Origin of the sequence: Sphingobacterium sp. E70 (assembly GCF_019285695.1) — a bacterium.
In the GTDB taxonomy this organism is placed as follows: Bacteria; Bacteroidota; Bacteroidia; order Sphingobacteriales; family Sphingobacteriaceae; genus Sphingobacterium; species Sphingobacterium detergens.
This window is the reverse complement of the sequence record NZ_CP079104.1, coordinates 3,344,902-3,371,352: the sequence shown is the minus strand read 5'-3', so window position 1 is coordinate 3,371,352 and position 26,451 is coordinate 3,344,902. Positions and strand designations below refer to the sequence as shown.

The window sequence follows — 26,451 nt, the reverse complement described above, 5'->3', positions numbered from 1 at the left end:
ACTAATTTTCCAATGTTTTTGCAAAGCCCACGACACAGATGGACAAGATGATGGTGATTATACCAGCGATAATAGATCGGTGGGTAACCCGGTCGACCCCTTTCCACTCTTTCAATAAAATACCCCAGGCATTTGAAATGAGAATAATAAAGGCCATATGTAAAATCCACGAGCTTGCGCCATTTCCAAGGCGGCTTTCCCCATTCCATAGAAAAAGAACTGCAGATACCAGGTTGTACCAGCCAAGGCGCAAAGCAGGAGATTCCGCATTTTGGGAACTTCTTTTTTGTATACTCCGAAAAGGTTTTATTTTTAAGTAAGAGGTAAAGGCACCAGAGAAAGTTGGTTGTAAAACCGCCCCAAAGGATGACGATATAGGTTACGTTATTTTGATATAAAAATTCTCCTTGTTCCGGATGGTTAGCTTTCCATAGCACATTGGCCACGTCAGCCATCGGCTTTCCCGCCTCAATGCCAAAATTAAAACAGGCGCTCAGAATGCCCGATATAATCGCCACGGTAATACCCAAGCCGAAATTGTAATCGGAGCTCCCTGTTTTCGAAAACGAAGCAAGATGTCTTTCTTTCGATACCCCTGCCTTTCCGCAGAGATAAACACCCAGCACACATAAGGCGAGCCCCAAGAGAATACATAACCCAGCATTACTGGTGAAAAAGTAGTCTATTCCGTGCTTACCCGTTGTTGGATAAATGAAATAATAAATGCTTGGCATTAATGAGCCGAAAACCATGCTTAGACCCAAAATAATGCTGCTTCCCAACGAGACACCTAGATAGCGTACGCCCAGTCCATAGGTCAGCCCACCTATTCCCCAGAGGAGACCAAAAAGAAATGTATAGCCAATAATGCTGTTACTGCTTCCCTTTATAATGTCCATAAAATTGGGTATGGTCAGCATCGCCGCTACAGGAGGAATGATGATCCAAGAAAAAGACCGCCAAGAATCCACATGGTTTCCCAGGACCACCCTTTAACCTTCTTATAGGGTACATAAAAACTTCCTGAGGCAAAACCGCCTATAAAATGAAATAAAACTCCAAAAACAGCATTCATAATAATCGTTTAGGTATTACGAAAACTAAAATATATCATTCCATCGGCTCAACTGTTATGAACTGTTATGGGCTTCTGAGAATACCTTTCTTGTCATTGCATATAAAAAGGATTTTAACTAAGTTTAGCTAGAATTAATACACTGAAATTTTTGAAGAAATATCTTTTATTCCTGGATACCGAAACCTCTGGCTTGCCAAAAAAATGGGATCGAAAATATACGGATAGTGAAAACTGGCCGCATGTACTCCAATTGGCCTGGATTATTTTTGATGAAGAACAGCAAGAGGTCAAACGTAGCAATAAATATATCTATGAGCCATTGATTCCGATCAGTCCGGCTTCTGAACAGATCCATGGTCTTACACCCTCTTTTTGATGAAACATGGTCAAAAGAAGAAGGATGTACTCCGCAAGCTCGCTCACGATATCAAAAATACCAGCCTCAGCTGATTGGCCATTTTCTTTCTTTCGACCTCCAGGTGCTCTGCGCGGAATATCATCGGGTGAACTTACCGATTCCGTTTTATGGGTTGAATTACTTTTGCACCTTGTTACACAGCAAAAATATGTGCGCAACCCCAACATGGTACACCTTCCATTGGCCTTACTACACGAAGCACTGTTCTCCGAAGCCCCTACAGCAATACACAATGCCGAAAAAGATGCTGCGATTACAGCAAAATGCTATTTTGAAATGATGCAGCGGGCAGAGCTCAGTGAAGAGGATATCAGCAAGCAGCAAGGAGAATTCAATAACATCTTATCATGATATCTACTATGAAAAATGCGGAAGACATCCTCGCCTTGCTAAAGTCAACCCACCCCTTTAAAGTACTACCCGAAACTGTTCAGATCAGTCTGATTGAACTGATGTATCCCCACCGTTTCACAAAAGACACTTTGGTCTATCGGCAGAATATTACCGACATGGAAGGCGTCGACCTTATACAGAAAGGTGAGTATGAAACTTTTTTCTTAGATAGTTCGGACAACAAAAGGCTGATTGAAATCCATCATACCCCCTACTGTTTTGGTGGAATCTCGGTATTATTGAATAGAACAAAAGCACTCAAATCTGTTATTGCAAAAAAGGAACGGTCATTTATCGGTTACCACGGAAGAATTTTATTGAACTCTGCAATGCCAATGAAGAATTCTTTCAATTCTTTACCAATTCCTTTGGAAAACGGATGTTAGATGAAGAGTTCGCCCATTTTGTTAAATCACCAGCCAGCTTCGAGGAAAGCTATTTTGCGGCAGATCAGCTCTATTCCCGCAAAATCGAACATATTGTATATAAGGATATTGTTGCTTGTACATCCGACACCCCAATTTATGAGGTTGCACGAACCATGGCTCAGCATAAAGTGAGCTGTGCGTTCATCAAAGATGAGGACCATATCATTGGCTATGTCACCGACATGACCTTGAGAGATCGTGTTATAGCACAGCAGGTCGCTGCTACAGCACCTATCGTTTCGGTCATGGACAACCCCATAGTCAGCATTTCCAATCAGGCCTACCTGTATGAAGCTGTACTTAAAATGTTTCATACTAAGTCTAGGTATCTTCTCGTTGAAAAAGAAGGTAAATACGTCGGCTTTCTAAGTCGCAATCGGCTCCTGAGCGAACAGGGACAATCTCCGCTGGTTTTTATCCAATCAGTAAAGCTTGCTGAAACAGGCGACGAGTTACGTGATAAATGGAACAATGTCCCCGAAATCATTCATCAGTTATTGGCTAGAGGAGTCAATGCCGAAATTGCCAATCAAGTCATCACCACCGTTGCAGACAGCATCGCCTTAAAGGTGATCGAGAAAGTTATCAAAGCAATGGGCGAGCCACCGGCCAAGTTTGTATTTATGGTCACAGGAAGTGAAGGACGCAAAGAGCAGACACTGATGACTGACCAGGACAACGCTATCATATATGAAGACAAGGCCAACGAACAGCGGGAATATGTAAGAGATTATTTTCTAAAATTTGCGCGTGAGGTTTCTGACCAGCTGAATACCATTGGTTTTAGCTATTGTACTGGGGGCTATATGGCTAGCAATCCAGAGTGGACACATTCCCTTTCCCATTGGAAAAACAATTATAAGATGTGGATTGAAGAAAGCATTCCGGAGAATGCGATTAAGTTCTCCACCTTTTTCGATTGTCGGAGGTTATATGGTGATCAGCACATCATAGACCAACTGAAAGACTTTCTGACAGTCGAATTGCGGAAACCCAACGAACGATTTTTTGCGTTCATCGCGAAAAATGCGCTGCAATACGAACCTCCCTGACTTTTTCAAAACAATAAAAACACAAACTATTGGGTCAACAGAAGTATTTAATATTAAAAAAGCAATGACACCCATCGTCGACCTCGTGCGTGTCTATGCGCTGAAAAATCAAATTTATGAAGAGAATACCGGCGGTAGGTTGAAGGCATTGTTAAATCTTGGAATATTTACTCAAGAACAATATGATGAGCTCCATCAATCGTATTATTACCTGATGTCCATTCGGCTGAAAAACCAAACAAATCAGATTCGGATTGCGAAGTTGAATCCAGACAACTATATTGCGATAGAAAACCTAACAAAAATTGAGAAAGCTACATTAAAGGAAATATTTAAAACAATAGGCAATTTCCAATTGGGCATCAAGTTGAAGTTTACAAATAATATTTTCGGATAATAGCGGAACAACCAGGGGCCAGTCGCACATTGAATCTATTTTAGTTTTATTGTCCTTTAATGGTTTACTGAAATATATTTCACTTTCAATTTTCGTTTTTTCAATAATTCCTTATATTTATCACAGGCATATGCTAGCTTTGTAGCTGGAATATCCGAATTAAACTTATTATAATAACGATAAACAACATGAGCAAATTGAGATTAGCATTTGTATTTTTTACGATTTTATTTATTTCATCGTACACTTTATTACAGGCTCAAACTCCTGCAGCAGCGCCAGTTACTGCCACTCAGCAGGCTAATGACGCTTACAAATACAGCCCGGATGGATTAAGAAAAGGGAGTTTGGCAAATCAGTTTGATCACTTAAATTATATATCAAAAAACAATTATGATTTCAAGATGGTCCGCAAAACCAACCTTGATATTGTAAAAAGAACGTTGTTGATACTGTAGCCAAGTTACGCAAGGAAATAAATACACTCAAATCTTCATCCAGCAACTATACCTCCAATACCAAAAACTTACAGGATTCTATTCAGATACTAAAAGATCAGCTTGCGCAGGAACAGCAAAAAACAGATAGTTTTTCATTCTTGGGCATCAATACATCCAAAGGTTTATATAGTACAGTAGTCTGGACCATCATTGGAGTCTTGGCTGTCGCGACCTTTATCTTCCTATTCTCTTATCGGAAAGCCAAGGTTGACACCGTAGAATTTCAAAAAACAGCGGAACAATCGCAAGAAGAATTTGCGACATTCCGTAAAAAGGCGATGGAAAAAGAGCAATTGCTGAAACGTCAATTGCAAGATGAATTAAATAAAAGATATAGTCATAGTCTTTAAAAGACTATACTCGGCTATTCTTTATCGACCTGAAGCGGCGCTTAATCGTAACCTCGCTTCAGGTCGATCACATTTAGATACCATGCGAATCTAATTGTATGTCCATTCGAAAAAGGAAGGGCTGATGTTAAAAAATAGATGACCAATACCTCGGAAAAAGTATATTTGTAGCTTCAAGAATCGAAACTAACAGAATTACAAGAGATAACATTTTGACCTCCATTAATAAAATTGTAATTTAATTGCAAATTCTATTTGTTTTTAAAAACGAATAACCTTATTTTTGCTGACCAAAAAAGAGGCCTTTTATGTCTCTTATATAAAATTGATTAATAAATATTTAGTCCCTATAATATGCCCAAGATTGGTAAAATAGCGCAGATTATCGGCCCAGTTGTTGACGTCAACTTCGCCGACAGTGAAAATCTACCTAAAATTTACGATGCATTGTACATTCAAAAGAAAATGGACAACGTGTTGTATTGGAAGTTCAACAACACTTAGGTCAGGATCGTGTACGTACAATTGCCATGGACGCAACTGAAGGTTTGGTTCGCGGAATGGAAGTTGTTGATACTGGTGCTCCTATCAAAATGCCTGTTGGTGAAGAAATCAAAGGTCGTGTATTCAATGTAGTTGGTGATGCCATCGATGGTATCCAAAATTTGAGTAAAGAGAATGGTCGTCCTATCCACAACGTCCCTCCTAAATTCGAAGATCTATCTACTGAATCAGAAGTACTTTTTACTGGTATCAAAGTTATTGACCTTCTAGAACCATATGCTAAAGGTGGTAAAATTGGTTTATTCGGTGGTGCCGGTGTAGGTAAAACTGTATTAATCCAAGAGTTGATCAACAACATCGCTAAAGGTCACGGTGGTCTTTCTGTATTTGCCGGTGTAGGTGAACGTACACGTGAAGGTAATGACTTATTGCGTGAGATGTTGGAATCAGGTATCATCAAATATGGTGAGCATTTTATGGAAGGCATGGAAAAAGGTGAATGGCCTTTGGACACTGTTGACCACGAATTAATGAAAGACTCTAAATGTACTTTCGTATTCGGTCAAATGAATGAGCCTCCAGGTGCACGTGCACGTGTTGCTTTGTCAGGTTTGACTGTTGCAGAATATTTCCGTGATGGAGATGGCGAAGGTCAAGGTCGTGACGTTCTATTCTTTATCGATAACATCTTCCGTTTTACACAAGCAGGTTCTGAAGTATCCGCACTTTTAGGCCGTATGCCTTCAGCGGTAGGTTACCAACCAACCTTAGCAACAGAGATGGGTTTGATGCAAGAGCGTATCACTTCAACTAAAAACGGATCGATCACTTCAGTACAAGCGGTATATGTACCTGCCGATGACTTAACTGACCCTGCTCCAGCGACAACATTTGCTCACTTGGATGCTACAACAGTATTGTCTCGTAAAATTGCTGAGTTAGGTATCTACCCTGCTGTGGATCCTTTGGATTCTACATCTCGTATCCTTTCTCCTGCTGTTTTAGGTGCTGAACATTATGATACTGCACAACGTGTAAAAGAAATTCTTCAACGTTATAAAGAACTACAAGATATCATCGCCATCTTAGGTATGGACGAATTATCTGAAGAAGATAAATTAACCGTTCACCGCGCTCGCCGTGTACAACGTTTCTTGTCACAACCTTTCCACGTAGCAGAGCAATTTACAGGTTTAAAAGGTGTATTGGTAGACATCAAAGATACCATCAAAGGTTTCAACATGATCATTGATGGCGAGGTTGATGAATATCCAGAGGCCGCCTTCAACTTGGTAGGTAACATTGATGATGCTATCGAAAAAGGTAAGAAATTATTAGCAGAAGCAGTTTAATTTAGATATTAGACCATAGGTATGAGATAATAGACTTTCGATTATCTCATATCTATTTGAAAACCTAAAGTTCTCAAATCTCATATCTCAAATCTTATATCTAAGAATAATGAAATTAACAATTATCACTCCCGACAAATTAGTATACGAAGGCGAAGTAACATCTGTTACTGTCCCTGGTTCTGCGGGCTCTTTCCAAATTTTGAAAGACCACGCGGCAATTGTTTCTACTTTGGAAGATGGAAAAGTAATTATTCAACAAGGTAAAGGTGGACAAGAAGTGTTCATTAAAGGTGGCGTCGTGGAAGCAAAAGACAATGTCATTACCGTGCTTGCTGAAGGAATTATCGGAGATTAAATCAATTGATTTTAAAATATTGAAAAGCTTCCGGTAGAAATATCGGAAGCTTTTTTTTTAAAGTTTTTTTGACAATTTCTTCATTTTAGGAAGAAATTTGCCCTTTGTAACAAAAAATAATTTTTTGATCATGTAGACCAATTTTAAATACGGTATACGACTAACAAAATTTAAAACCGCACAAACCGAATAATAACAGTTTAAAATTTTTTAAAACATGAAAATTTAAAATTTTATTCTAAATAGAAAATTAGCACTTTAGCTATTGCCAATTATTGTAATTCCTGCTACCTTGAGGAAATGAAAATCGAAGGTTTTTACCAAGACCTGAGATAGCATGATTTACCAGCAAAAACCAAAAAGGGAATTATTTAAATAAGGTAAATTTTGGGTTATGAAATATTACGACAAGAACACATTGATTTATTTAGACGGAGCTTTTGTAAAAGCTTCTGAGGCTGCATTGAATCCCTTTGCACAATCGCTTCATTATGGCTATGCTGTATTCGATGGTCTACGCGCGTACAATACCCACAATGGCCCACGTATCTTTAAGGCGGACAAGCATTTTGACCGATTAAAGAAATCTTGTGAAGCGGTTGGAATTCCCTATCAATGGAGCAACCGTGAGCTAATTGACAAATGCTATGAGCTTTTGGCCGTAAACAATTTACGAGAGGCTTATATCCGCCCGCTAGTGCTCACAGGATCCAATATGCACCTGACCTCCTCTACAGAAGCCAATCTAATGATTGCCGCCTGGGAATGGGGACCTTATCTTGGTCAGAACCTGCTCCGTGTGTGTATCTCCGATATCAAAAGACCTAATCCAAAATCTTTTAAAACTGACTCGAAGATATCAGGACAGTATGTAAACTCTATTCTGGCAACAACAGAAGCTATAAACAGGGGTTTCGACGAAGCACTTATGCTTGACCATGAAGGTTTCGTTGCACAAGCTTCCAGTGAGAATATTTTTATTGAGAAAGATTTCAAAATCTATACGCCGCCAGCGAAGAATATATTTCCCGGCATTACAAGGCAGACTGTTAAAAACATCTGTAAAAAGCTGAATTTCGAAGTCATTGAAAAACAATTGACGGTAGAAGATATCTATACTGCAGATAGCGCATTCCTCTGTGGTACTGCAGCAGAAATTATCGGAATCAAACAAGTCGACGATGTGATCTATCAAGAAGAGTGGGAACACAGTATAGGTGCGTCGATCCAAAGAAGATATAAAAATTTAGTATTAGAGAACGAAAATTATGAAGTCATCATCTAACGGCGAAAATGCAATGAACAAATACAGCCGTACATTTACACAAGACGAAACGCAACCTGCTGCTAAAGCGATGCTTTATGGTATCGGTTTGACAGATGCCGATATGGACAAGGCGCAGGTCGGTATTGCCAGCATGGGATATGATGGTAATACGTGTAATATGCACCTCAATGATTTGGCACAAATCGTCAAAAAGGTGTTTGGAACAATGACTTAGTCGGTTTGACCTTTGGCACCATCGGTGTCAGTGACGGTATGAGCAATGGTACAGATGGTATGCGTTACTCGTTGGTCAGTCGTGATGTGATCGCTGACAGTATCGAAACGATCTGTGGTGGTCAATATTACGATGGTCTGATCTCTATTCCTGGATGTGATAAAAACATGCCCGGCGCTATTATCGCAATGGCCCGTTTGGACCGCCCGTCTTTAATGGTCTATGGCGGTACAATTGCACCTGGACATTATAAAGGGGAGGAATTAAACATTGTCTCTGCCTTTGAAGCCTTAGGACAACGCATCTGTGGCAATCTCTCCGATGAAGATTACGAGGGTATTATCAAACATACCTGTCCCGGTGCTGGTGCTTGTGGCGGTATGTATACTGCAAATACAATGGCTTCCGCAATTGAGGCATTGGGAATGAGCTTGCCTTACTCTTCTTCTAATCCGGCAATCTCTGAAGCAAAGAAAAATGAATGTTTAGATGCGGGTAAATACATCCGTACCTTACTGGAAAAAGATATTAAACCTTCCGATATCATGACGCGTAAAGCATTCGAGAATGCATTACGTGCGATCGTTATCTTAGGTGGAAGCACCAATGCGGTACTTCACTTTATTGCAATCGGCAAAGCGGTAGGCGTTGACATTTCTCAGGATGATTTCCAACGTATGAGTGATGAAACACCGGTACTGGCAGATTTTAAACCTTCCGGTAAATACCTAATGCAGGATCTTCAACAATATGGTGGAACTCCTGCCGTAATGAGATATCTTCTGGATGAAGGTTTATTGCATGGCGATTGCATTACTGTAACCGGCAAAACGGTTGCTGAAAATTTAGCTGATGTAAAATCCATTATGGCGTATGATCAGCCTATTATCAAACCGTTGAGCGACCCAATCAAAGCAACAGGACATTTACAGATTCTTTATGGAAACCTAGCTGAAAAAGGTTCGGTAGCAAAAATATCAGGCAAAGAAGGCGAAAAATTCACTGGCCCGGCACGTGTATTCGACGGCGAACATGATTTAGTCGCTGGTATTGCCTCGGGTAGAATTAAACAGGGAGATGTGGTCGTTATTAAAAACGAAGGCCCAATAGGCGCTCCAGGTATGCCTGAGATGCTTAAACCAACTTCATTAATTATCGGTGCTGGTTTAGGTAAATCTGTAGCATTGATCACAGACGGTCGTTTCTCTGGTGGAACGCATGGTTTCGTCGTAGGTCACATTACACCTGAATCCTACAAAGGTGGATTAATCGGCTTGGTACATGATGACGATATCATCGAGATTGACGCTGTTAATAATACAATCAATGTGAAACTTTCTGATGAAGAGATTGCTCAACGTCGTGCGGCTTGGGTACAACCTGCGTTAAAAGTGAGCAAAGGGGTGTTATACAAATACGCTAAAACCGTGGCTGATGCTTCAGAAGGATGTGTGACAGACTTATAGAAAAGTAAACAGTTCAAATTAAAAAAATGGAAAGACTGTCAAGCGTTAGGCTTGCACAAGAATAATCTCAATACTCAATACTAATATCTCAATACTAATCAATATGAGTACACTGGAAATAACAGAAAATAAGGCCGCTAAAGAGCAGCAAACTCCGACACAGATTTCGGGATCAAAAGCTGTTTTGGAAGCCTTATTGAGCGAAGGAGTTGATACCGTATTTGGTTATCCTGGAGGCGCAATTATGCCAATCTATGATGCCCTTTATGATTATACGGATCGTCTGAAGCATATTTTAGTGCGCCATGAACAAGGTGGAATCCACGCGGCGCAAGGTTATGCAAGAACTTCAGGTCGTACTGGCGTCGTCTTCGCGACAAGTGGTCCTGGAGCAACAAACCTAGTTACAGGACTGGCTGATGCCATGATCGACAGTAACCCGATTGTCTGTATTACAGGCCAGGTCTTTGCTTCACTATTGGGGACAGATGCTTTTCAGGAAACAGATGTCATCAATATTACCGCACCGGTCACGAAATGGAACTACCAAGTCACTGACGCAACTGAAATTCCAGCTGCACTCGCAAAAGCATTTTATATCGCCAGCACCGGTCGTCCAGGCCCGGTACTGATCGATATCACCAAAAATGCGCAAATACAATTGTTCGATTACTTCGGTTACGAAAATGCAATCACGTACGCAGTTATAGACCTGCACCACAGGTCCGCAAAGAGTATGTGGAACAAGCTGCTGAATTAATCAACAATGCAAAAAAACCATTTATACTTTTCGGTCAGGGAATTATTTTAGGTAAAGCCGAGGCGGAATTCAAAGCTTTTATCGAAAAAACGGGCATTCCTTCCGCAGCAACTGTCATGGGATTGAGCGCCCTTCCAACGGACCACAAACTTCATGTTGGTATGCTGGGTATGCATGGCAATTATGCACCAAATGTCATGACCAATGAGTGTGATGTTTTAATCGCAATCGGTATGCGCTTCGATGACCGTGTCACGGGCCGATTGGACAAATATGCCAAACAGGCGAAAGTGATCCATTTGGATATTGACCCTGCTGAGATCGACAAAAACGTACAAACTACTGTACCAGTATGGGGTGACTGTAAAGAATCACTTCCAATGCTTACCGAATTGGTAAATGCTGTGGATCATTCTGCATGGTTAGCACAATTCCGTCAGCTTGAACAGGAAGAAATCAAAGAAGTCATCCAAAATGAACTTCATCCGCAAACGGATATCATGACCATGGGTGAGGTAATCAATGTGCTGAATGAATTGACTGGTGGTGATGCCATTATCACAACAGACGTAGGTCAGCATCAGATGGTGTCCTGTCGTTATGCTAAATTTAACAACAGTAAATCCAACGTAACATCAGGAGGACTGGGAACCATGGGCTTTGGTCTTCCGGCTGCGATCGGCGCCTGGTATGGCGCACCAGAGAAAACTGTCGTAGCAATCATCGGTGACGGTGGTATCCAAATGACCATTCAGGAATTGGGAACTATCATGCAGTTTGGCGCGAAGGTGAAGATCATGATCTTGAACAACGAGTTCTTAGGTATGGTACGTCAATGGCAACAACTGTTTCATGACAAGCGCTATTCATTCGTGAATATCACCAGTCCTGACTTTGTTGCAGTTGCCAAAGGATATTATATCGATGGACAGAAAATTTCAGAACGCAAAGATCTTCGCAATGCCCTTCAGACCATGCTTGAACACGATGGTGCTTACCTATTGGAAGTTATGGTAGGAAAGGAAAACAATGTATTCCCGATGGTTGCACAAGGAACATCCGTATCAGAGATCCGCTTAAAGTAAAATTTAAAATGGAAAAACAAGAATATACCATTACCCTATATACAGAGAATTCTATCGGTCTTATCGGCAGGATCTCAACGATTTTTTCAAGAAGAAAAATCAATATCGAAAGCTTGAATACTTCCCCTTCTGAAGTAGAAGGCATACATCGGTTTACCATTGTCATTACAGAGGCTGAAGATGTTTTGCGCAAGCTTTGTCGCCAGCTGGAAAAACAGATTGATATTCTTAAAGCCTACTACAACACCAATGACGAAGTGATCTGGCAAGAACAGGCTTTATATAAAGTCCCTGCAGACGTTGTCAATGAGAAGGTATATGTTGAGCGTTTACTACGTCAATATGGAGCCAATGTAGTTGTGATACGTAACGATTATATCGTTTTCGAAACTGCAGGTCACCGCGAGGAAATCGATAAGTTGACAGAAGAATTAACCAAGTATGGTTTGATCGAATTTGTACGGGAGCACGTATCGCTATCATTAAAGATAGCGCCGGTTTCCACTCCAAATTGGTTCAGTTTGAAGCAAAGGAACCGTCAATTGAAATCGTTGAAAATGAATATCTCGACAAACGGGATGATGTATTTACTATGTAATCAGATGCAAGAAACGTTTAAATTTATCTTACAGGCACGCCAAAAATTCATTGAATTGGTGGATAGCCTTTCCATAGAGCAACTCAACAAAATCCCTACTGGATTTAATAATAATATTATCTGGAATTTCGGACATATCGTCGTGAGTACACAGACTTTAGTTTATGTTCGCACGGGTGTCAAAGCTGACACTTCTTGGGTGAAATACAACGAAGATTACAGAAAAGATACCAAACCCACACGTTTTGTGGAGCAGGCTGAAATTGATGAATTAAAGGCAATCGCTATCCAAAGTATCGAACAGATCGCCAAAGACTACGAAAATGGTGTTTTCGGAGAGATTACTTCTTTTTCTACAGCGACCTATGGTTATCCGATGGACACAGTTGAAGAAGTTATCGCTTTGACCTCTGGCCATGATAATGTTCATTATGGCTATGCTTTGGCACAACGCAGATGCTTATAAATTAAAAAAATAGAAATTAAAAAAAAAAAGAAGAAAGAAAGCTGGTAAGCCATAAGCTTGAAAAACCAAAATCTCAATTCTCATATCTCATTACTCAATACTAAATCAAAACAATGGCAAATTATTTCAACACCTTACCGCTTAGAGAGCAGTTAGAACAATTAAGTCACGCTGAATTCATGGATAATACTGAATTCACCGATGGTGTAAATGCTTTAAAAGGTAAAAAAATCGTAATCGTAGGATGTGGTGCTCAAGGCTTGAACCAAGGTTTAAACTTAAGAGATAGCGGATTGGACGTATCTTATGCTTTACGTAAAGAAGCTATTGAACAAAAAAGAGATTCTTGGAAAAACGCGACGGACAATAACTTCAATGTAGGAACTTATGAAGAGTTGATTCCAACAGCAGATTTAGTCATTAATTTGACTCCAGATAAACAACATACTTCGGTTATCACTGCTGTTATGCCGTTGATGAAAGAAGGCGCAACCCTATCTTATTCACACGGTTTCAACATTGTTGAAGAAGGCATGCAAATCCGTAAAGACATCACAGTAATCATGGTCGCTCCAAAATGTCCAGGATCTGAAGTACGTGCTGAATACCTTCGTGGATTTGGTGTACCTACTTTGATCGCTGTTCACCCAGAGAATGATCCTCAAGGAAAAGGTTGGGCTGAAGCTAAAGCATACTGTGTCGGAACAGGTGGTCACAAAGCTGGTGTATTGAAATCCTCATTCGTAGCGGAAGTAAAATCAGATCTAATGGGTGAGCAAACTATTCTTTGTGGTTTGTTGCAAACAGGTTCTATTTTATCTTTCGACAAAATGATCGAAAAAGGAATTGAAGCTGGATACGCATCTAAATTGGTACAATATGGTGTTGAGGTGATTACTGAAGCCTTGAAACATGGTGGTGTAAGTGGTATGATGGACCGTTTGAGCAACCCTGCAAAAGTGAAAGCTTTCGAGATCTCTGAAGAACTGAAAGATATCATGCGTCCATTGTTCCAAAAACACCAAGACGATATCATGTCAGGTCACTTCAGCAAGACGATGATGGAAGATTGGGCAAATGGAGATGCTAACTTATTGAAATGGAGAGCTGAAACAGGTGAAACTGCATTCGAGAAAACGCCTGCTGGTGATGTTAAAATCAACGAGCAAGAATACTTCGACAATTATACCTTGATGGTCGCTTTCATTCGTGCTGGGGTAGAATTGGCATTTGAAACTATGGTTGAAGCTGGTATCAAACCAGAGTCTGCTTATTACGAATCATTGCACGAAACACCATTGATCGCAAATACGATCGCACGTAAGAAATTGTTTGAAATGAACCGTGTCATTTCTGATACAGCAGAATACGGTTGTTACCTATTTGATCAAGCTTGTAAACCTTTATTGGCTGATTTCATGAAAACTGTTGATACAGATTTAGTAGGTAAAAACTTTAACGAAAACAAAGATGCAGCAGTTGATAATGCACAATTAGTTGTTATCAACGAGATTTTACGTGATCATCCAGTAGAAATCGTTGGCCGTAAATTGCGTAAAGCAATGACTGCCATGAAAGCGATCAAAACTGTTTAAAAATTCATACGAATTATCTGTTTTTTAACGGCCGTATGGAATATCCCAGTGAATTCAATAGACATATGTGCGCTGAAATCATGAAAATTTCGTAATTTAGTATATTAAAACCAAGGTGATATTGAGACATTTACAATATCACCTTGGTTAATATAAAAATAACATAAGAGAGATTAAAAATGTCAAAAACATTAGTAGAAAAGATTTGGGATGCTCACGTCGTCAAGCGTGAAGAAGGGTTTCCGGATATCCTGTATATCGATACCCACTTGATTCACGAGGTTACTTCACCTCAAGCTTTTGATGGCTTACGCAAAAGAGGAATTCCAGTCTTTCGTCCAAAGCAAACGGTAGCTACTGCCGACCATAACGTACCGACCCTCAACCAACATTTACCGATCAAAGAAGAGCTATCGCGCTATCAAGTCGATATGCTGACCAAAAATTGTGCTGAATTTGGTATTGAATTATATGGTTTGGGACATCCTTACCAAGGAATTGTACACGTAATTGGTCCAGAGTTAGGTATCACACTGCCCGGTAAAACCATGGTCTGTGGAGATAGCCATACCTCAACACATGGTGCCTTTGGAGCTATTGCTTTTGGTATTGGAACTTCTCAGGTTGAACAGGTTTTGCGACGCAATGTTTATTGCAGTCCAAGCCTAAAACAATGAAAATTGAAGTCAATGGCACCTTGCAAAAAGGGGTTGGCGCAAAAGATATTATCCTCTATATTATCGCCAAGATTTCTGCAGCAGGTGGTACAGGCTATTTTATCGAATATGCCGGTTCAGCAATCCGCTCTTTGAGCATGGAAGCACGTATGACCATCTGTAACATGAGTATCGAAATGGGCGCACGCGGTGGACTTATTGCACCGGATCAAATCACATTTGACTATGTAGAAGGTCGTGAATTCGCCCCAAAAGAGAAGAATGGGACAGCGCCTTAGCCTACTGGAAAACATTGTATTCAGACGAAGATGCCATCTTTGATAAAGTATTGACCTTTGATGCAGCAGATATCGCCCCAATGATTACCTACGGTACAAATCCAGGCATGGGTATGGGTATTGCCGAACATATCCCAGCAACAAGTGCACAACCTGAATCAGAAAGGCCATCGTATCAAAAAGCCTTAGACTATATGGGCTTTAAAGACGACTCCACGGTCTTGGGTAACCGTGTTGATTATGTATTCATTGGAAGCTGTACCAACTCCCGTATCGAAGATTTACGCGAAGTAGCTTCATTCGTTAAGGGAAAACAAAAAGCACAGGATGTCGAAGTATGGATTGTACCAGGCTCCAAGCAGGTAGAAAAACAAGCCAAAGAAGAAGGTTTGGATAAAATATTTGAAGCGGCTGGATTCCAATTGCGGGAGCCTGGATGTTCAGCATGTTTAGGTATGAACGAAGACAAAATTCCTGCGGGTAAATATTGTGTTTCAACCTCAAATAGAAACTTCGAAGGACGCCAAGGCCTAACGCGCGCACCATGTTGGTATCACCACTGACAGCAGCGGCGGCAGCAGTAACTGGTAAAGTAACAGATGTTAGAGAGTTAATATAGTATTGAGATGAGAGAATTGAGTATTGAGACCCTGATTGTCCAAGCTTTCAGCTTATAACTAGCTCCATTTTTTAATTTTTAATTCTGACTTACTAAATTTTTGATATGAAAAAATTTGAAACATTAACATCACAGGTAGTTCCATTGCCTATTGAAAATATTGATACTGACCAAATTATTCCAGCACGCTTTCTAAAAGCGACCACTCGAGAAGGCTTTGGAGACAACCTTTTCCGTGACTGGCGTTTTGATAGCGAGAATCAGCCTAAAGCAGATTTCGTATTGAATAGCCCTACCTATTCGGGAAAGATATTGGTTGCCGGTAAAAACTTTGGTTGCGGCTCTAGCCGTGAGCATGCTGCATGGGCGATTCAAGACTATGGTTTTGATGTGGTCATCAGTTCGTTTTTTGCAGATATCTTTAAAGGTAACGCCCTTAATAATGGCGTATTGCCGATACAGGTTTCGGAAGAATTTTTAGCGAAAATCTTCGAATTGGTGCACCAAAACCCAAACACAGAAATTATCGTTGATCTCGAAAAACAAACCGTTATGTTGACAGAGACAGGCGATCAATTTGAATTTGAAATCAATCCATACAAAAATCATGCTTGATTAATGGATACGATGATATCGATTTCATCCTTAATCAAAAAGATTTAATTGAATCATTTGAAACAACAAGAAAATGGTAGACCCAGTCGTCCATATTGCCAATTTAACTATTCAACATGGTAAGGATACCGTGCTGCAAGATTTAAATTGGCAAATTTTTCCTGGTGAACAATGGATCCTGGGAGGTCCAAGTGGCACTGGAAAAACAACGCTTGCGAAAGTAATTGCGGGACAACTAAAATATCAGGGCAGCCTATCCTTCCATTTGGATATGGATAGCCCCTTACCAGCTCTTGTGCATTACGTCTCCAATTGGTTTCAATTTACCAATCTGGAGGGTGACCGCAATTTCTATTACCAACAACGCTACAATAAATTTGCAAAAACGATACACTAACGGTTTTTGCTGAATTAAAACATTTTGCAAAGGAACAACAGCTTGCCTTTGAAGATGTAGCACCTTACCTCGCTATCTTTGGATTTGAAAACTTCAAAGATCAACAGTTGATCGAACTTTCCAGTGGCGAACATAAAGGCTACAGTTGGTCAAAGCACTGTGGCTTCAACCTCAGCTATTGATTATCGACCAGCCTTATACCGGATTGGATGTACAATCCAGAAAAGATCTGAATCAGGTCTTTGATCAGCTTGCAGAAAAAGGTGTATCACTGCTGCTGATCAGTAATGATGACGAGCAGCCTGATTGCATCAATCGTTTTGCTGAAATCCAAGATGGGAAAATAGTCATTCGTCAAAACAGTGGTGAAATTTCAAAAGGAATACCACGAAAGCGAAAGGAATTACCTTATTTCTTGCAACAATCACCTAAAGTCTCCGCTCCCATCATGGTAAAGATGAAGCAGATTCATATTTCCTATGGCGAAAAGCAAGTCTTAAAAAACATTGACTGGGAAGTTAAAGCCGGTGAAAAATGGTTGTTGCAAGGACATAATGGCTCCGGAAAATCGACCTTATTAAGTCTGATCAATGGAGATCATCCGCAGGCCTATGCAAATGATATCTACCTTTTGGTAAAAAAGAGGATCAGGAGAAAGTATCTGGGAAATTAAGGAACACCTTGGTATCATTTCTCCCGAATTACATTGGTACTACGATATGAATGCCAATGTAGGACAAACAATCGCTTCGGGGTTCTTCGACTCAATGAGTCTCTATCAGAAATTAGGGTACGAGCAACAGCAGAAACTGGAACAGGTACTTCATTTTTTCGATCTCAAAGAAGTGAAGCATAAAACATTAGGATCTTTACCTTTAGGCCAGCAACGATTAGCCTTACTAGCACGAACCATCGTAAAACATCCAGAATTGCTTATATTAGATGAACCTTGTCAGGGATTAGATCAGGAACAATCGCAATATTTCAATGATGTGATCGATGACCTGAGCAAGAATGGCCAGACCCTTATTTATGTTGGTCATTTCCAAAGCCAATTACCGACCTGTATAGATAACAAGATGGTACTGGAAAAGGGTGAAATTAAATCCGTAGAACGAGTTATCCACAAAAAGAAGCTTTATCAACATAGAAATTGTGGAAAACGATAATTAACAATAGATATTAGACAATAGACATGAGTGGATGGATATTCAAAATTTATAAAAATAGCATCTCAATACTCATATCTCAATACGCAATACTAAGAAAACAATGAAAAAAACATATTAATCATCCCCGGAGATGGCATTGGCCAAGAAGTAACAACATGGGGTAAAAAGTTTTAGAAAAGATTGGTGAAAATTATGGTCATGAATTCAGTTTCGATGAAGCGATCATGGGACACACTGCGATTGAGGCTACAGGAAATCCGCTTCCGGATGAAACTTTAGCGAAAGCAAAAGCATCAGATGCGATCCTTTTTGGTGCGATCGGACATATTAAATACGACAACGATCCATCTGCTAAAGTAAGACCTGAACAAGGCTTATTGAAGATCCGTAAAGAATTGGGTTTATATGCTAATCTTCGTCCTATCCTTCTATTTGATGAATTATTGGATGCGTCGAGTTTAAAGCCTGAAATCCTGCAAGGAACAGATATTCTTTTCTTCCGCGAGTTGACGGGTGACGTTTATTTCGGGAGAAAAACCGCAATGAGGATAATACATTCGCTTCGGATTTGATGAACTACCACCGTTATGAAGTAGAGCGTATCGCGCGTAAAGCGTATGATGCTGCCCGTACCCGTAACAAGAGATTATGCTCAGTTGATAAAGCCAATGTATTGGAAACTTCCCGTTTATGGAGAGAAGTTGTCCAAGAAATTGCAAAAGAATACCCTGATGTTGAAACAGAACACATGTTTATCGACAATGCAGCAATGCAATTGGTTAAGAATCCGAAGAAATTTGATGTTGTATTAACAGCGAATCTTTTTGGCGATATCTTGACAGATGAAGCATCGCAGATTGCCGGGTCAATGGGCATGTTGGCCTCAGCGTCAGTGGGTGATGGCACAGGTTTCTTCGAGCCTATCCACGGTTCGGCACATGATATCGCAGGCCAAAATAAAGCGAATCCGCTTGCCTCAATTCTATCGGCGGCATTAATGCTTGACATTAGCTTTGGTCTTCAGGAAGAAGCTAAAGCAGTTACCAATGCTGTTGCTGAAACACTAAAAGCAGGTTGGAGAACGGGAGATATCGCCAATGCCCACACCGAAGCTTCTAAAGTCCTGGGTACGCAGGAAATGGGTGAAAAAGTATTAGCGTTTATTAAATAGTAATGAGATATGGGTAGGGAGTTTTACTTCTTACGTTTTTTTATAAATCTTTTGAATTAAGAAATTATGTTACACGATCCTAATCATCTTTACATCTTCGACACCACATTACGTGATGGCGAACAGGTACCAGGATGCCAATTAACTACTCCAGAGAAAATTGAGATCGCGAAGGATTTAGAAAAACTAGGTGTCGATATTATCGAAGCTGGTTTTCCTGTTTCCAGCCCCGGAGATTTTCAATCTGTCGTAGCGTTATCCCAGGCGGTGAATGATGTTATTATATGTGCATTAACCCGTGCTAATCAAAACGATATTGACGTCGCTGCCGAAGCATTGAAATATGCCAAGCGCCCACGTATCCATACCGGCATCGGTTCTTCAGATATGCATATCAAATATAAATTCAATAGTACGCGTGAAGAAATTTTAGAGCGTGCGGTAGCGGCTGTAAAACATGCGAAATCCTATGTGGAAGATGTCGAGTTTTATGCAGAGGATGCGGGCCGTGCAGATCTGGAATTTTTAGCTAAAATGATTGAATCAGTGATTGCTGCTGGTGCGACAGTGGTGAATATTCCAGACACCAACGGATATTGCTTACCTGACCAATATGGTGCTAAAATAAAGTATCTCAAGGAGAATGTACGTAATATTGATCAAGCAATCATCTCTGCACACTGTCACAATGATTTGGGACTAGCTACAGCCAACTCCATTGCTGCAATACAAAACGGTGCCCGCCAGGTAGAATGTACCATCAATGGTATCGGTGAACGTGCGGGTAATACCTCCTTGGAAGAAGTTGCGATGATCCTTAAAGTACACAACCAATCTTTCGGTAGCTTAACTTCAAACATCGATAGCCGTATGTTTACCTATCTATCACGTAAAGTGAGTGAAATGATGAACATGCCTGTGCAACCCAATAAAGCGATTGTTGGCCGGAATGCCTTTGCCCATAGTTCAGGTATCCACCAAGATGGCTTCTTGAAGCACCGCGAAAATTATGAAATTATCAGACCCGAAGATGTGGGTCTTGATGAAGCAGATATCATCCTAACTGCCCGTTCAGGAAGACATGCACTTAAACACCATTTAGAGCGCTTGGGTTTCCATCTTGAAAAGATGATCTTGCAGATTGCTATCAACGCTTTTTGGTTTTGGCCGACGAAAAGAAAAATATTTGTGATGATGACCTAAAAGCCTCATCCAAGAAAAGATATAAAAAAGGAAAGGCTGCTGATGCAGCCTTTTTTTATCAAGAACATATTTTTTAAAAGGATTTCACAATCACATGGATAAACTTTTTTGTTCTATTCACGCGTGGTCTTTCTCATAAAAATCAACTAAATTTAAATCAACTTTTAAACACGGTATAGGTAGTATCTCCAGTATAGCGGTGGATACCCCGCTTTCTTTACTACCTTCATTAGACATATCATCTAACTATGGATCTATCAACCCTAAACATCGATTCCGAAGCTACACTTGAGCGCATCAAATCTGTGGTCAATCGTACCCCCTACAATATAATCGGCATTTATCCGAAAAATATGACGCAGAAGTCTATCTCAAAAGAGAAGATTTGCAAGTCGTACGTTCTTATAAATTACGTGGTGCCTACAATAAGATTATTTCGTTGACAGATGAAGAAAGGCAACGTGGTGTAGTCTGTGCAAGTGCAGGTAATCATGCCCAGGGTGTAGCCTTTTCATGTAACAAATTAGACATTAAGGGTGTTATATTTATGCCTGGACCGACCCCTCGTCAAAAAATCTCGCAGACCGAAATGTGGGGTAATGGCAATGTTGAAATTATATTGACCGGTGATACATTTGATGACTGTCAAAAAGCTGCTCTGGCGTACACGGAAGAACATGGTATGACTTTCATTCCGCCATTTGATGATCTCAAAGTTGTGGAAGGACAAGGTACCGTAGCCGTTGAAGCATTGCAGGATCTTCCGGATATGGACGCCATATTTATTCCGATCGGTGGTGGTGGACTAGCTGCCGGAGCAAGCTATTACCTGAAAAGCAAAAACAAAGCGATCAAGTGTTACGGTGTAGAGCCTGAAGGTGCCCCATCGATGCAGGCTGCACTTGAAAACGACGCACCCTTTGAATTAGAGCACATCAACAAGTTTGTGGATGGAGCTGCTGTAAAAAAATAGGAGCGACAACATTCGCCATTGCTAAGCAACTACTCGATGATACACGCTCTATTCCTGAAGGTAAAATATGTACCTGCATTTTGGAGTTATACAATAAAGATGCAATCGTCGTTGAACCTGCAGGAGCACTTTCTGTTGCCGCATTGGAGTTCCACAAAGATGAAATTAAAGGGAAGAAAGTAGTCTGTATTATTTCAGGTGGCAACAATGATATTGACCGCATGAGTGAGATCAAAGAACTGTCTCTACTTTATGAAGGATACAAGCACTATTTTATCGTTCGCTTTCCACAGCGCCCCGGAGCATTAAAACTTTTCGTTTCCGAGGTTCTTGGTCCTAAAGACGATATCACCCGGTTTGAGTTTATCAAAAAAACAGAACGCGAAAGGGGTCCAGCCCTAGTCGGTATTGAGCTCAACAAGCCTGAAGATTACGAAACATTGATCGAACGAATGAAAGAATACAAATTCGATGTCATTGAAATCAATAAAGATCAAACATTATTCGAATATCTGGTCTAAGACATAAAAAGCTGCGATTTAAATGCAGTGAAAAAGAAACACATTTAAAATTAGAGAATGGACCACAGCCCAAAAGTTAGACAAAAAACTTTTGGGCTGTATTATTATGAGCGAACAGACATTTGAAGATAAACTCGTCCTTTTTTCAATGGACTAGCTTGAGTAATAATAGGAAACGGGAACTGTATTTATATTTCCGACAAGATTAAAAATCGGTTTGAACAATTTTCCCAGTCATCTATATCTCTTAAAATTAATACTATTTTCATCACATAAAAATCTTATATTTAAGTGTTTAATCAAAAATAAGCACAGATGAGAGTACTAATTTTAACGATTTTGACCCTAATAGGTCAACTTAGCTTCGCCCAGACAGACAAAAGCAAACGTCCAAGTCCTCCGGACAACACCAAGGTAACAACAACCGATGGTGTTACCATCGACATCAATTACAGTCGTCCTTCACTCAAAGGTCGCAAGCTCGGTGTTGATATTGTTCCTGCCGGTGTAGTCTGGCGTACAGGCGCCAATGAAGCCACTACGATCGAATTCAATAAAGATGTATTGGTTGAAGGAAAAAACTAGCCGCAGGGAAATATGGTCTTTATAGTATCCCTGGAGAACACGAAACAACCCTTATGTTCAGCAAAGTGTGGAATCAATGGGGTACAAAATATGATGCTAAAGACGATGCGCTACGCGTTTCAGTCAGTAATGGCAAGTCCGATAACAGTCAGGAGCAGTTCAAAATAAATGCGACTCCCGAAGGTAATATTTCACTGGAATGGGGAGAATACGTCATTCCTTTTAAGGTCAAAGCAAGTAATTAGCTGACCTATAGGTCTTTTTATAAAAATAGGCTACCGGTCAAACTACGACGGGTAGCCTATTTTTATAGGATCGAAAGGCTTTTATATAGTCAAAAAGCAGTTCGTATGGTTAATCAATTACGTCTTTTCTATAGCGGTCTTAGTTGTTTTATTCAACCCATACTTTACCATAAAGGCATTATACTCTTCCTCATCACGATTCATTTTATCATACCAGTTCTTTTTCAGTATAAGTGTAGTAATACCTAATATCAAGATTGTTGCGAGTAAGCCTTGTCCTTGTTTGATCACAATATACATGGGCACCAAGGTCAGACAACATTGCCATACAATGCCAACGACCACATTGACCATATCCCGTTTAAAATGATCATTCTTCTTGAGATCCGGATATTTCGCTAGGGCTTTTTGATGAATTGGGGCCCACAATCCCCAAGGACGCACACGCACATAAAAGTCTACCAACACTTCCTCTTCGGTGGGTCGGGATAACCATGTTCCTGCAAAACAACCCAATAAAGATAGGACAAACAAAAAGGAAAGAAATACAGTGGCAGTGTATCCGGAAAAACCTGCGGTAATATAATCGCTCGAATATACCTGCTAGCATTCCCCAAAAAATCCGGCACCATTAAAACGCCACCAATGCCATTTCAATACGTTTGCGGCAATATAACCGCCATATAAGGCGGAGACAATCCATTGTAAAACGGAATTTATATTCTGCACATATAAGCCAATAATAGTGCTACAGACGACCACAGTGATTGATACAACATAACTCAGACGGATCTGCTTTTTGGATGAAGCAGACCGGTACATAAACTTCAACAACACGTCATTTACCAGATAAGCCTGAGCAGCATTTACCGTTGAAGCAAATGAAGACATGAATGCCGCCAATAGCCCAGCTAGCAATAGCCCCGTCAACCCAACCTTGCCGAAGCGGCTGATAGCTTTCGGCAGAATAATTTCAAAATCCATCTGATTGCCCATATGTGCAAATTCATCCCGAAAAAACACAAGCGCTAATACCGTGAACCCCATAATCATTAGATACCGTGGGATAAGTAGAATGACCGACACCGAACCACTCATTAAGGCCGCCTCTTTAGGGGATCTACAGGCCAGTATCTTCTGCATGTCATAGTTGGCAGCCGGTCCTGCCATGCTCATAAATATCCCTTTAAATAACATCATCATGACAAATACCGTGAAAAGATTATATTGATCATCGGCGATCCGATCCATGATGGAGGGAAGTAAAGTACTCCAATCCAAATCCAATTGCCAGCCGAAAAAGGTGAATCCCATCCTTCCGGTGTGTTTGCCGCCAATAGTTCAGGGCTAACCTGCTGCATGGCTATAACAGCGATGGCAATCCCCGAAATAATCATAATAGCAAACTTGACCATATCTGCCCACACAATACTGTGCATCCCACCAAGCATGACGTAAAAAGTCGTAATCGCTGTAAAGAAAATACCATACAATTGAGGAGCCATCGCTGGATCAATCGTCAATGGAATAAAGCGAGATACCTGTTCCCATGGAAAAAAACTTCCATGAATTTCCCTATCCCGATAAAGCCGTAACACAAAAACCCATTACCGCAACAATGGCATATAGAATGACGATGGTATAGGCCCCATCAGCTCCCCGACCATGACCAAAACGAGTACGGATCCATTCTGCTCCGGTAAGGACATTGGATCGCCGCAGCCAGACCGACAAATAGACCATCAAAAAATCTGATTAAAAACAGGCCATAACCAAGGGATCCACATGCTTTTTAAGCCATATACAAAAGCAAGGTAGACCATCCACATGGTTCCTGAGATGTCAAACATGCCCGATGCATCAGAAATACCGAGCATGTAATAGGGAAGCGTTTTCCGCCTAAAAATAGGAATCAAGATTCTTGGCGGCTCGCTTTTTAAGGATCAAACCGATTACAATCATCGCAAGCAAATAACTGACGATGATAACTATATCTATTACGGAAATTTCCATGAATATTCTTTTCGTGGTCATCCGCAATCTACAATTATATTTCTATTTCTCCAATTGATCAATCACGACCGAAACAGGGTAGTGATCAGATATCCCCTCCAGTGCAGGACCATTATGAACTTGCACCTGCTTCACATGAGATGCTAAAGGGTCAGACAACAAGATATAATCAAGACGTTCGGAAACACCAGCCAACCGGGAGTCTCCCATTTCCAATTGTAAAGCGTCGCTGCGGGGTAGCTGGCACGTCTGATTTCAGGAAAGACATACCGTCCGATACAATCGTCAAAACCGGCAGCCAGAAAAGTTGATAATACACGATAATCAAATCTACCGCCGTTCATATTGCCATACTGTGGATGCTCCTGATCCCATTTCATCAAATTTGTCTTCAATACAGATTGTGTTTCTAGCCAAATGGCGTCCAATGGGGAATAGGCATTTAGGTCTCCCATAATAATACAACTGTCCAGGCGATTATTCTTTACATATTCCACAATTTGTCTTGCCTCTCCAAGCCGATATTTCCAGGAAAAAGGGCTTAGATGTGTTACGATAAGATCTAAATTTTTGATCTTCACATGCAGCATCCCATGCCAAAACTGATCTACTTGTGCTTTTACAAGTCTGATCGGATAACGTGAGGAAATACCGACAGGGTAACCTTGCTCTTTAACAAAACCGTGTAAGTATGCCCATATGTTTTAGCCAATTGCGCGAGATCTGTTTGCTTAAAATCGACCAGTTCCTGCAATGCCACAATATCAGGCTGCTCTTTTCGCATCCAATCACTAAATTTATCCTTTCGATCCTGTTGCTTCTCAAAACCATTCCAGATATTATAAGAGATAATTTTTAAGGTACCCGATTCTTGAGCCCGCACAGAAAACGCCAAATTGAAAAGACTGATCAAAGCGAGAATTCTAACACAAACATTCTTTAACATAGCATTGGTTTTTTCATTGCACATTTTGTTATCATATATTTCATCGCGCCTTTGCATAACGTGCGCTAAGCATACTATTTTAGGCATACAATTTACGATCATTTCCTTTAACTCGGGTACACTTTGTATTTCTTCCAGATCGAGTATTATTGTGAAAGATGACCAACCCCGCCCCGACTCTTATTGTTTATATAGTGCATATTATGATCAATCAGATTAATCACCTTACGCAATGATTCCGCTGAGCGAAGTCCGTCCGCTGGTGTATTCAGGCAATAATCCAGCAATTTCGTCACAGAAGAAACTGCAACATGTGTCCGCGTATCGCTGGAGGCGTAATAAATATACACGGTACCATCTGCATCCATAATCCAACCGTTACAAAAAGCACATTGGAAACATCTCCCACCCTTTCCTCACCTTCGGGAGCCATGAGATAACCCGCAGGCTCTGCAATTAATTCACTTGGATCCGCTAGGCTCGTGAGATAGAGGTATAATACATAACGTAAGCCCGCTGCAGTACCCTGACTCCGTGTGCAAGGTGCAACCAGCCTTTCTCCGTCCGTAGTGGCGCCGGTCCCTCCCCATTTTTAAGCTCCTTTATCGTATGATAGGAACGTTTATTAATAATCTTTTCCTCCTGGATAACAGCTTTGGTGATATCCTCCACCAAGGCCCATCCAATACCACCACCACTTTTTGCCAGAATAAAATCATCCTGGGGCGTGTATA

General features: G+C 40.6%; 25 protein-coding genes and 10 pseudogenes. 24 read left to right on the top strand and 11 right to left on the bottom strand.

Annotated elements, in window-relative coordinates:
• Window position 1: 1 nt before the first annotated feature.
• The 3 genes and pseudogenes from KUH03_RS46540 to KUH03_RS23825 all read right to left on the bottom strand — a co-directional run.
• On the bottom strand, window positions 2-157 hold the full coding sequence (locus KUH03_RS46540) for a hypothetical protein (protein WP_306429125.1): 156 nt from the start codon (window positions 155-157) through the stop codon (window positions 2-4).
• Window positions 112-270: an L-rhamnose/proton symporter RhaT gene (locus KUH03_RS46535; protein WP_306429124.1), complete on the bottom strand. Its 159-nt coding sequence runs from the start codon at window positions 268-270 to the stop codon at window positions 112-114. Before KUH03_RS46535 ends, KUH03_RS46540 begins: the two co-directional genes overlap by 46 nt.
• Window positions 271-356: 86 nt before the next feature.
• Window positions 357-1,075 (bottom strand): annotated as a pseudogene (locus KUH03_RS23825) (L-rhamnose/proton symporter RhaT); the annotation flags it as partial.
• 151 nt (window positions 1,076-1,226) lie between these two features.
• Between KUH03_RS23825 and KUH03_RS23820 the strand changes: the two are divergent.
• From KUH03_RS23820 to KUH03_RS49045, 24 genes and pseudogenes are all read left to right on the top strand, one after another.
• Window positions 1,227-1,454 carry a hypothetical protein gene (locus KUH03_RS23820; protein ID WP_257087134.1) on the top strand — a complete coding sequence of 76 codons (228 nt, stop codon included), beginning with the start codon at window positions 1,227-1,229 and terminating at the stop codon, window positions 1,452-1,454.
• A gap of 6 nt (window positions 1,455-1,460) precedes the next feature.
• The gene (locus tag KUH03_RS23815; protein ID WP_257087133.1) at window positions 1,461-1,847 is read left to right on the top strand and encodes a hypothetical protein; all 387 of its coding nucleotides are present in this window, start codon (window positions 1,461-1,463) and stop codon (window positions 1,845-1,847) included.
• An 8-nt stretch (window positions 1,848-1,855) separates the two neighbouring features.
• Window positions 1,856-2,275: a hypothetical protein gene (locus KUH03_RS23810; RefSeq protein ID WP_257087132.1), complete on the top strand. Its 420-nt coding sequence runs from the start codon at window positions 1,856-1,858 to the stop codon at window positions 2,273-2,275.
• The gene (locus tag KUH03_RS23805) at window positions 2,269-3,369 is read left to right on the top strand and encodes a DUF294 nucleotidyltransferase-like domain-containing protein (RefSeq protein ID WP_257087131.1); all 1,101 of its coding nucleotides are present in this window, start codon (window positions 2,269-2,271) and stop codon (window positions 3,367-3,369) included. Before KUH03_RS23810 ends, KUH03_RS23805 begins: the two co-directional genes overlap by 7 nt.
• Entirely contained in the window at window positions 3,344-3,766 is a 423-nt protein-coding gene (locus tag KUH03_RS23800; protein WP_257087130.1) for a putative nucleotidyltransferase substrate binding domain-containing protein, read from the top strand. Before KUH03_RS23805 ends, KUH03_RS23800 begins: the two co-directional genes overlap by 26 nt.
• A 188-nt stretch (window positions 3,767-3,954) precedes the next feature.
• Window positions 3,955-4,224: a hypothetical protein gene (locus KUH03_RS23795; RefSeq protein ID WP_257087129.1), complete on the top strand. Its 270-nt coding sequence runs from the start codon at window positions 3,955-3,957 to the stop codon at window positions 4,222-4,224.
• A gap of 140 nt (window positions 4,225-4,364) precedes the next feature.
• Complete coding sequence (locus tag KUH03_RS23790) at window positions 4,365-4,616, top strand: hypothetical protein (RefSeq protein ID WP_257087127.1); 252 nt, start codon at window positions 4,365-4,367, stop codon at window positions 4,614-4,616.
• Between the two features lie 354 nt (window positions 4,617-4,970).
• Window positions 4,971-6,472 (top strand): annotated as a pseudogene (atpD, locus tag KUH03_RS23785) (F0F1 ATP synthase subunit beta).
• Window positions 6,473-6,581: 109 nt separating this feature from the next.
• Window positions 6,582-6,830: an ATP synthase F1 subunit epsilon gene (gene atpC, locus KUH03_RS23780; protein ID WP_028071934.1), complete on the top strand. Its 249-nt coding sequence runs from the start codon at window positions 6,582-6,584 to the stop codon at window positions 6,828-6,830.
• Window positions 6,831-7,224: 394 nt separating this feature from the next.
• Entirely contained in the window at window positions 7,225-8,115 is an 891-nt protein-coding gene (locus KUH03_RS23775; protein ID WP_120260204.1) for a branched-chain amino acid transaminase, read from the top strand.
• Window positions 8,099-9,798, top strand: a pseudogene (gene ilvD, locus KUH03_RS23770) (dihydroxy-acid dehydratase). Before KUH03_RS23775 ends, ilvD begins: the two are co-directional and overlap by 17 nt.
• A 103-nt stretch (window positions 9,799-9,901) precedes the next feature.
• A pseudogene (gene ilvB, locus KUH03_RS23765) lies at window positions 9,902-11,643 on the top strand (biosynthetic-type acetolactate synthase large subunit).
• An 8-nt stretch (window positions 11,644-11,651) separates the two neighbouring features.
• A pseudogene (ilvN, locus tag KUH03_RS23760) lies at window positions 11,652-12,241 on the top strand (acetolactate synthase small subunit).
• A complete protein-coding gene (locus tag KUH03_RS23755; RefSeq protein WP_306429123.1) occupies window positions 12,201-12,707 on the top strand; it encodes a DinB family protein in 507 nt (168 codons plus the stop codon). Before ilvN ends, KUH03_RS23755 begins: the two are co-directional and overlap by 41 nt.
• Before the next feature lie 113 nt (window positions 12,708-12,820).
• Entirely contained in the window at window positions 12,821-14,302 is a 1,482-nt protein-coding gene (gene ilvC, locus KUH03_RS23750; RefSeq protein WP_257087125.1) for a ketol-acid reductoisomerase, read from the top strand.
• 179 nt (window positions 14,303-14,481) lie between these two features.
• Window positions 14,482-15,876, top strand: a pseudogene (leuC, locus tag KUH03_RS23745) (3-isopropylmalate dehydratase large subunit).
• A gap of 105 nt (window positions 15,877-15,981) precedes the next feature.
• Window positions 15,982-16,571, top strand: a pseudogene (gene leuD / locus KUH03_RS23740) (3-isopropylmalate dehydratase small subunit).
• A complete protein-coding gene (locus KUH03_RS23735) occupies window positions 16,565-16,888 on the top strand; it encodes an ABC transporter ATP-binding protein (protein ID WP_257087124.1) in 324 nt (107 codons plus the stop codon). The pseudogene leuD and the gene KUH03_RS23735 overlap by 7 nt, the downstream one beginning before the upstream one ends.
• A 145-nt stretch (window positions 16,889-17,033) precedes the next feature.
• A complete protein-coding gene (locus KUH03_RS23730; protein ID WP_257087123.1) occupies window positions 17,034-17,561 on the top strand; it encodes an ATP-binding cassette domain-containing protein in 528 nt (175 codons plus the stop codon).
• Window positions 17,562-17,607: 46 nt separating this feature from the next.
• Complete coding sequence (locus KUH03_RS23725; RefSeq protein ID WP_257087122.1) at window positions 17,608-18,057, top strand: ATP-binding cassette domain-containing protein; 450 nt, start codon at window positions 17,608-17,610, stop codon at window positions 18,055-18,057.
• Between the two features lie 114 nt (window positions 18,058-18,171).
• Window positions 18,172-19,231 (top strand): annotated as a pseudogene (gene leuB / locus KUH03_RS23720) (3-isopropylmalate dehydrogenase).
• Between the two features lie 66 nt (window positions 19,232-19,297).
• Window positions 19,298-20,434 carry a 2-isopropylmalate synthase gene (locus tag KUH03_RS23715; protein WP_257087121.1) on the top strand — a complete coding sequence of 379 codons (1,137 nt, stop codon included), beginning with the start codon at window positions 19,298-19,300 and terminating at the stop codon, window positions 20,432-20,434.
• Window positions 20,435-20,682: 248 nt separating this feature from the next.
• Window positions 20,683-21,928: pseudogene (gene ilvA, locus KUH03_RS49050) on the top strand (threonine ammonia-lyase IlvA).
• Window positions 21,929-22,243: 315 nt separating this feature from the next.
• A pseudogene (locus KUH03_RS49045) lies at window positions 22,244-22,758 on the top strand (DUF2911 domain-containing protein).
• A gap of 117 nt (window positions 22,759-22,875) precedes the next feature.
• On the opposite strand, the gene KUH03_RS23695 reads toward KUH03_RS49045, so the two are convergent.
• The 8 genes from KUH03_RS23695 to KUH03_RS46515 form a co-directional block, all read right to left on the bottom strand.
• Window positions 22,876-23,292, bottom strand: coding sequence for a hypothetical protein (locus KUH03_RS23695; protein WP_257087119.1), 417 nt, complete (start codon window positions 23,290-23,292; stop codon window positions 22,876-22,878).
• Window positions 23,293-23,361: 69 nt separating this feature from the next.
• Window positions 23,362-24,009, bottom strand: a complete 648-nt coding sequence (locus KUH03_RS23690) for a hypothetical protein (RefSeq protein ID WP_257087118.1) — start codon at window positions 24,007-24,009, stop codon at window positions 23,362-23,364.
• Window positions 23,958-24,356 (bottom strand): hypothetical protein, encoded by a 399-nt coding sequence (locus KUH03_RS23685; protein WP_257087117.1) that lies wholly within the window; start codon window positions 24,354-24,356, stop codon window positions 23,958-23,960. The genes KUH03_RS23690 and KUH03_RS23685 overlap by 52 nt, the downstream gene beginning before the upstream one ends.
• Window positions 24,334-24,504 carry a hypothetical protein gene (locus KUH03_RS23680; RefSeq protein WP_257087116.1) on the bottom strand — a complete coding sequence of 57 codons (171 nt, stop codon included), beginning with the start codon at window positions 24,502-24,504 and terminating at the stop codon, window positions 24,334-24,336. The genes KUH03_RS23685 and KUH03_RS23680 overlap by 23 nt, the downstream gene beginning before the upstream one ends.
• 410 nt (window positions 24,505-24,914) lie before the next feature.
• Entirely contained in the window at window positions 24,915-25,361 is a 447-nt protein-coding gene (locus KUH03_RS23675) for a hypothetical protein (RefSeq protein WP_257087115.1), read from the bottom strand.
• Window positions 25,362-25,390: 29 nt separating this feature from the next.
• A complete protein-coding gene (locus KUH03_RS23670) occupies window positions 25,391-25,717 on the bottom strand; it encodes an endonuclease/exonuclease/phosphatase family protein (RefSeq protein WP_257087114.1) in 327 nt (108 codons plus the stop codon).
• 146 nt (window positions 25,718-25,863) lie between these two features.
• On the bottom strand, window positions 25,864-26,085 hold the full coding sequence (locus KUH03_RS46520) for a hypothetical protein (protein WP_306429122.1): 222 nt from the start codon (window positions 26,083-26,085) through the stop codon (window positions 25,864-25,866).
• A 106-nt stretch (window positions 26,086-26,191) separates the two neighbouring features.
• Window positions 26,192-26,392, bottom strand: coding sequence for a hypothetical protein (locus tag KUH03_RS46515; protein WP_306429121.1), 201 nt, complete (start codon window positions 26,390-26,392; stop codon window positions 26,192-26,194).
• Window positions 26,393-26,451: the final 59 nt, after the last annotated feature.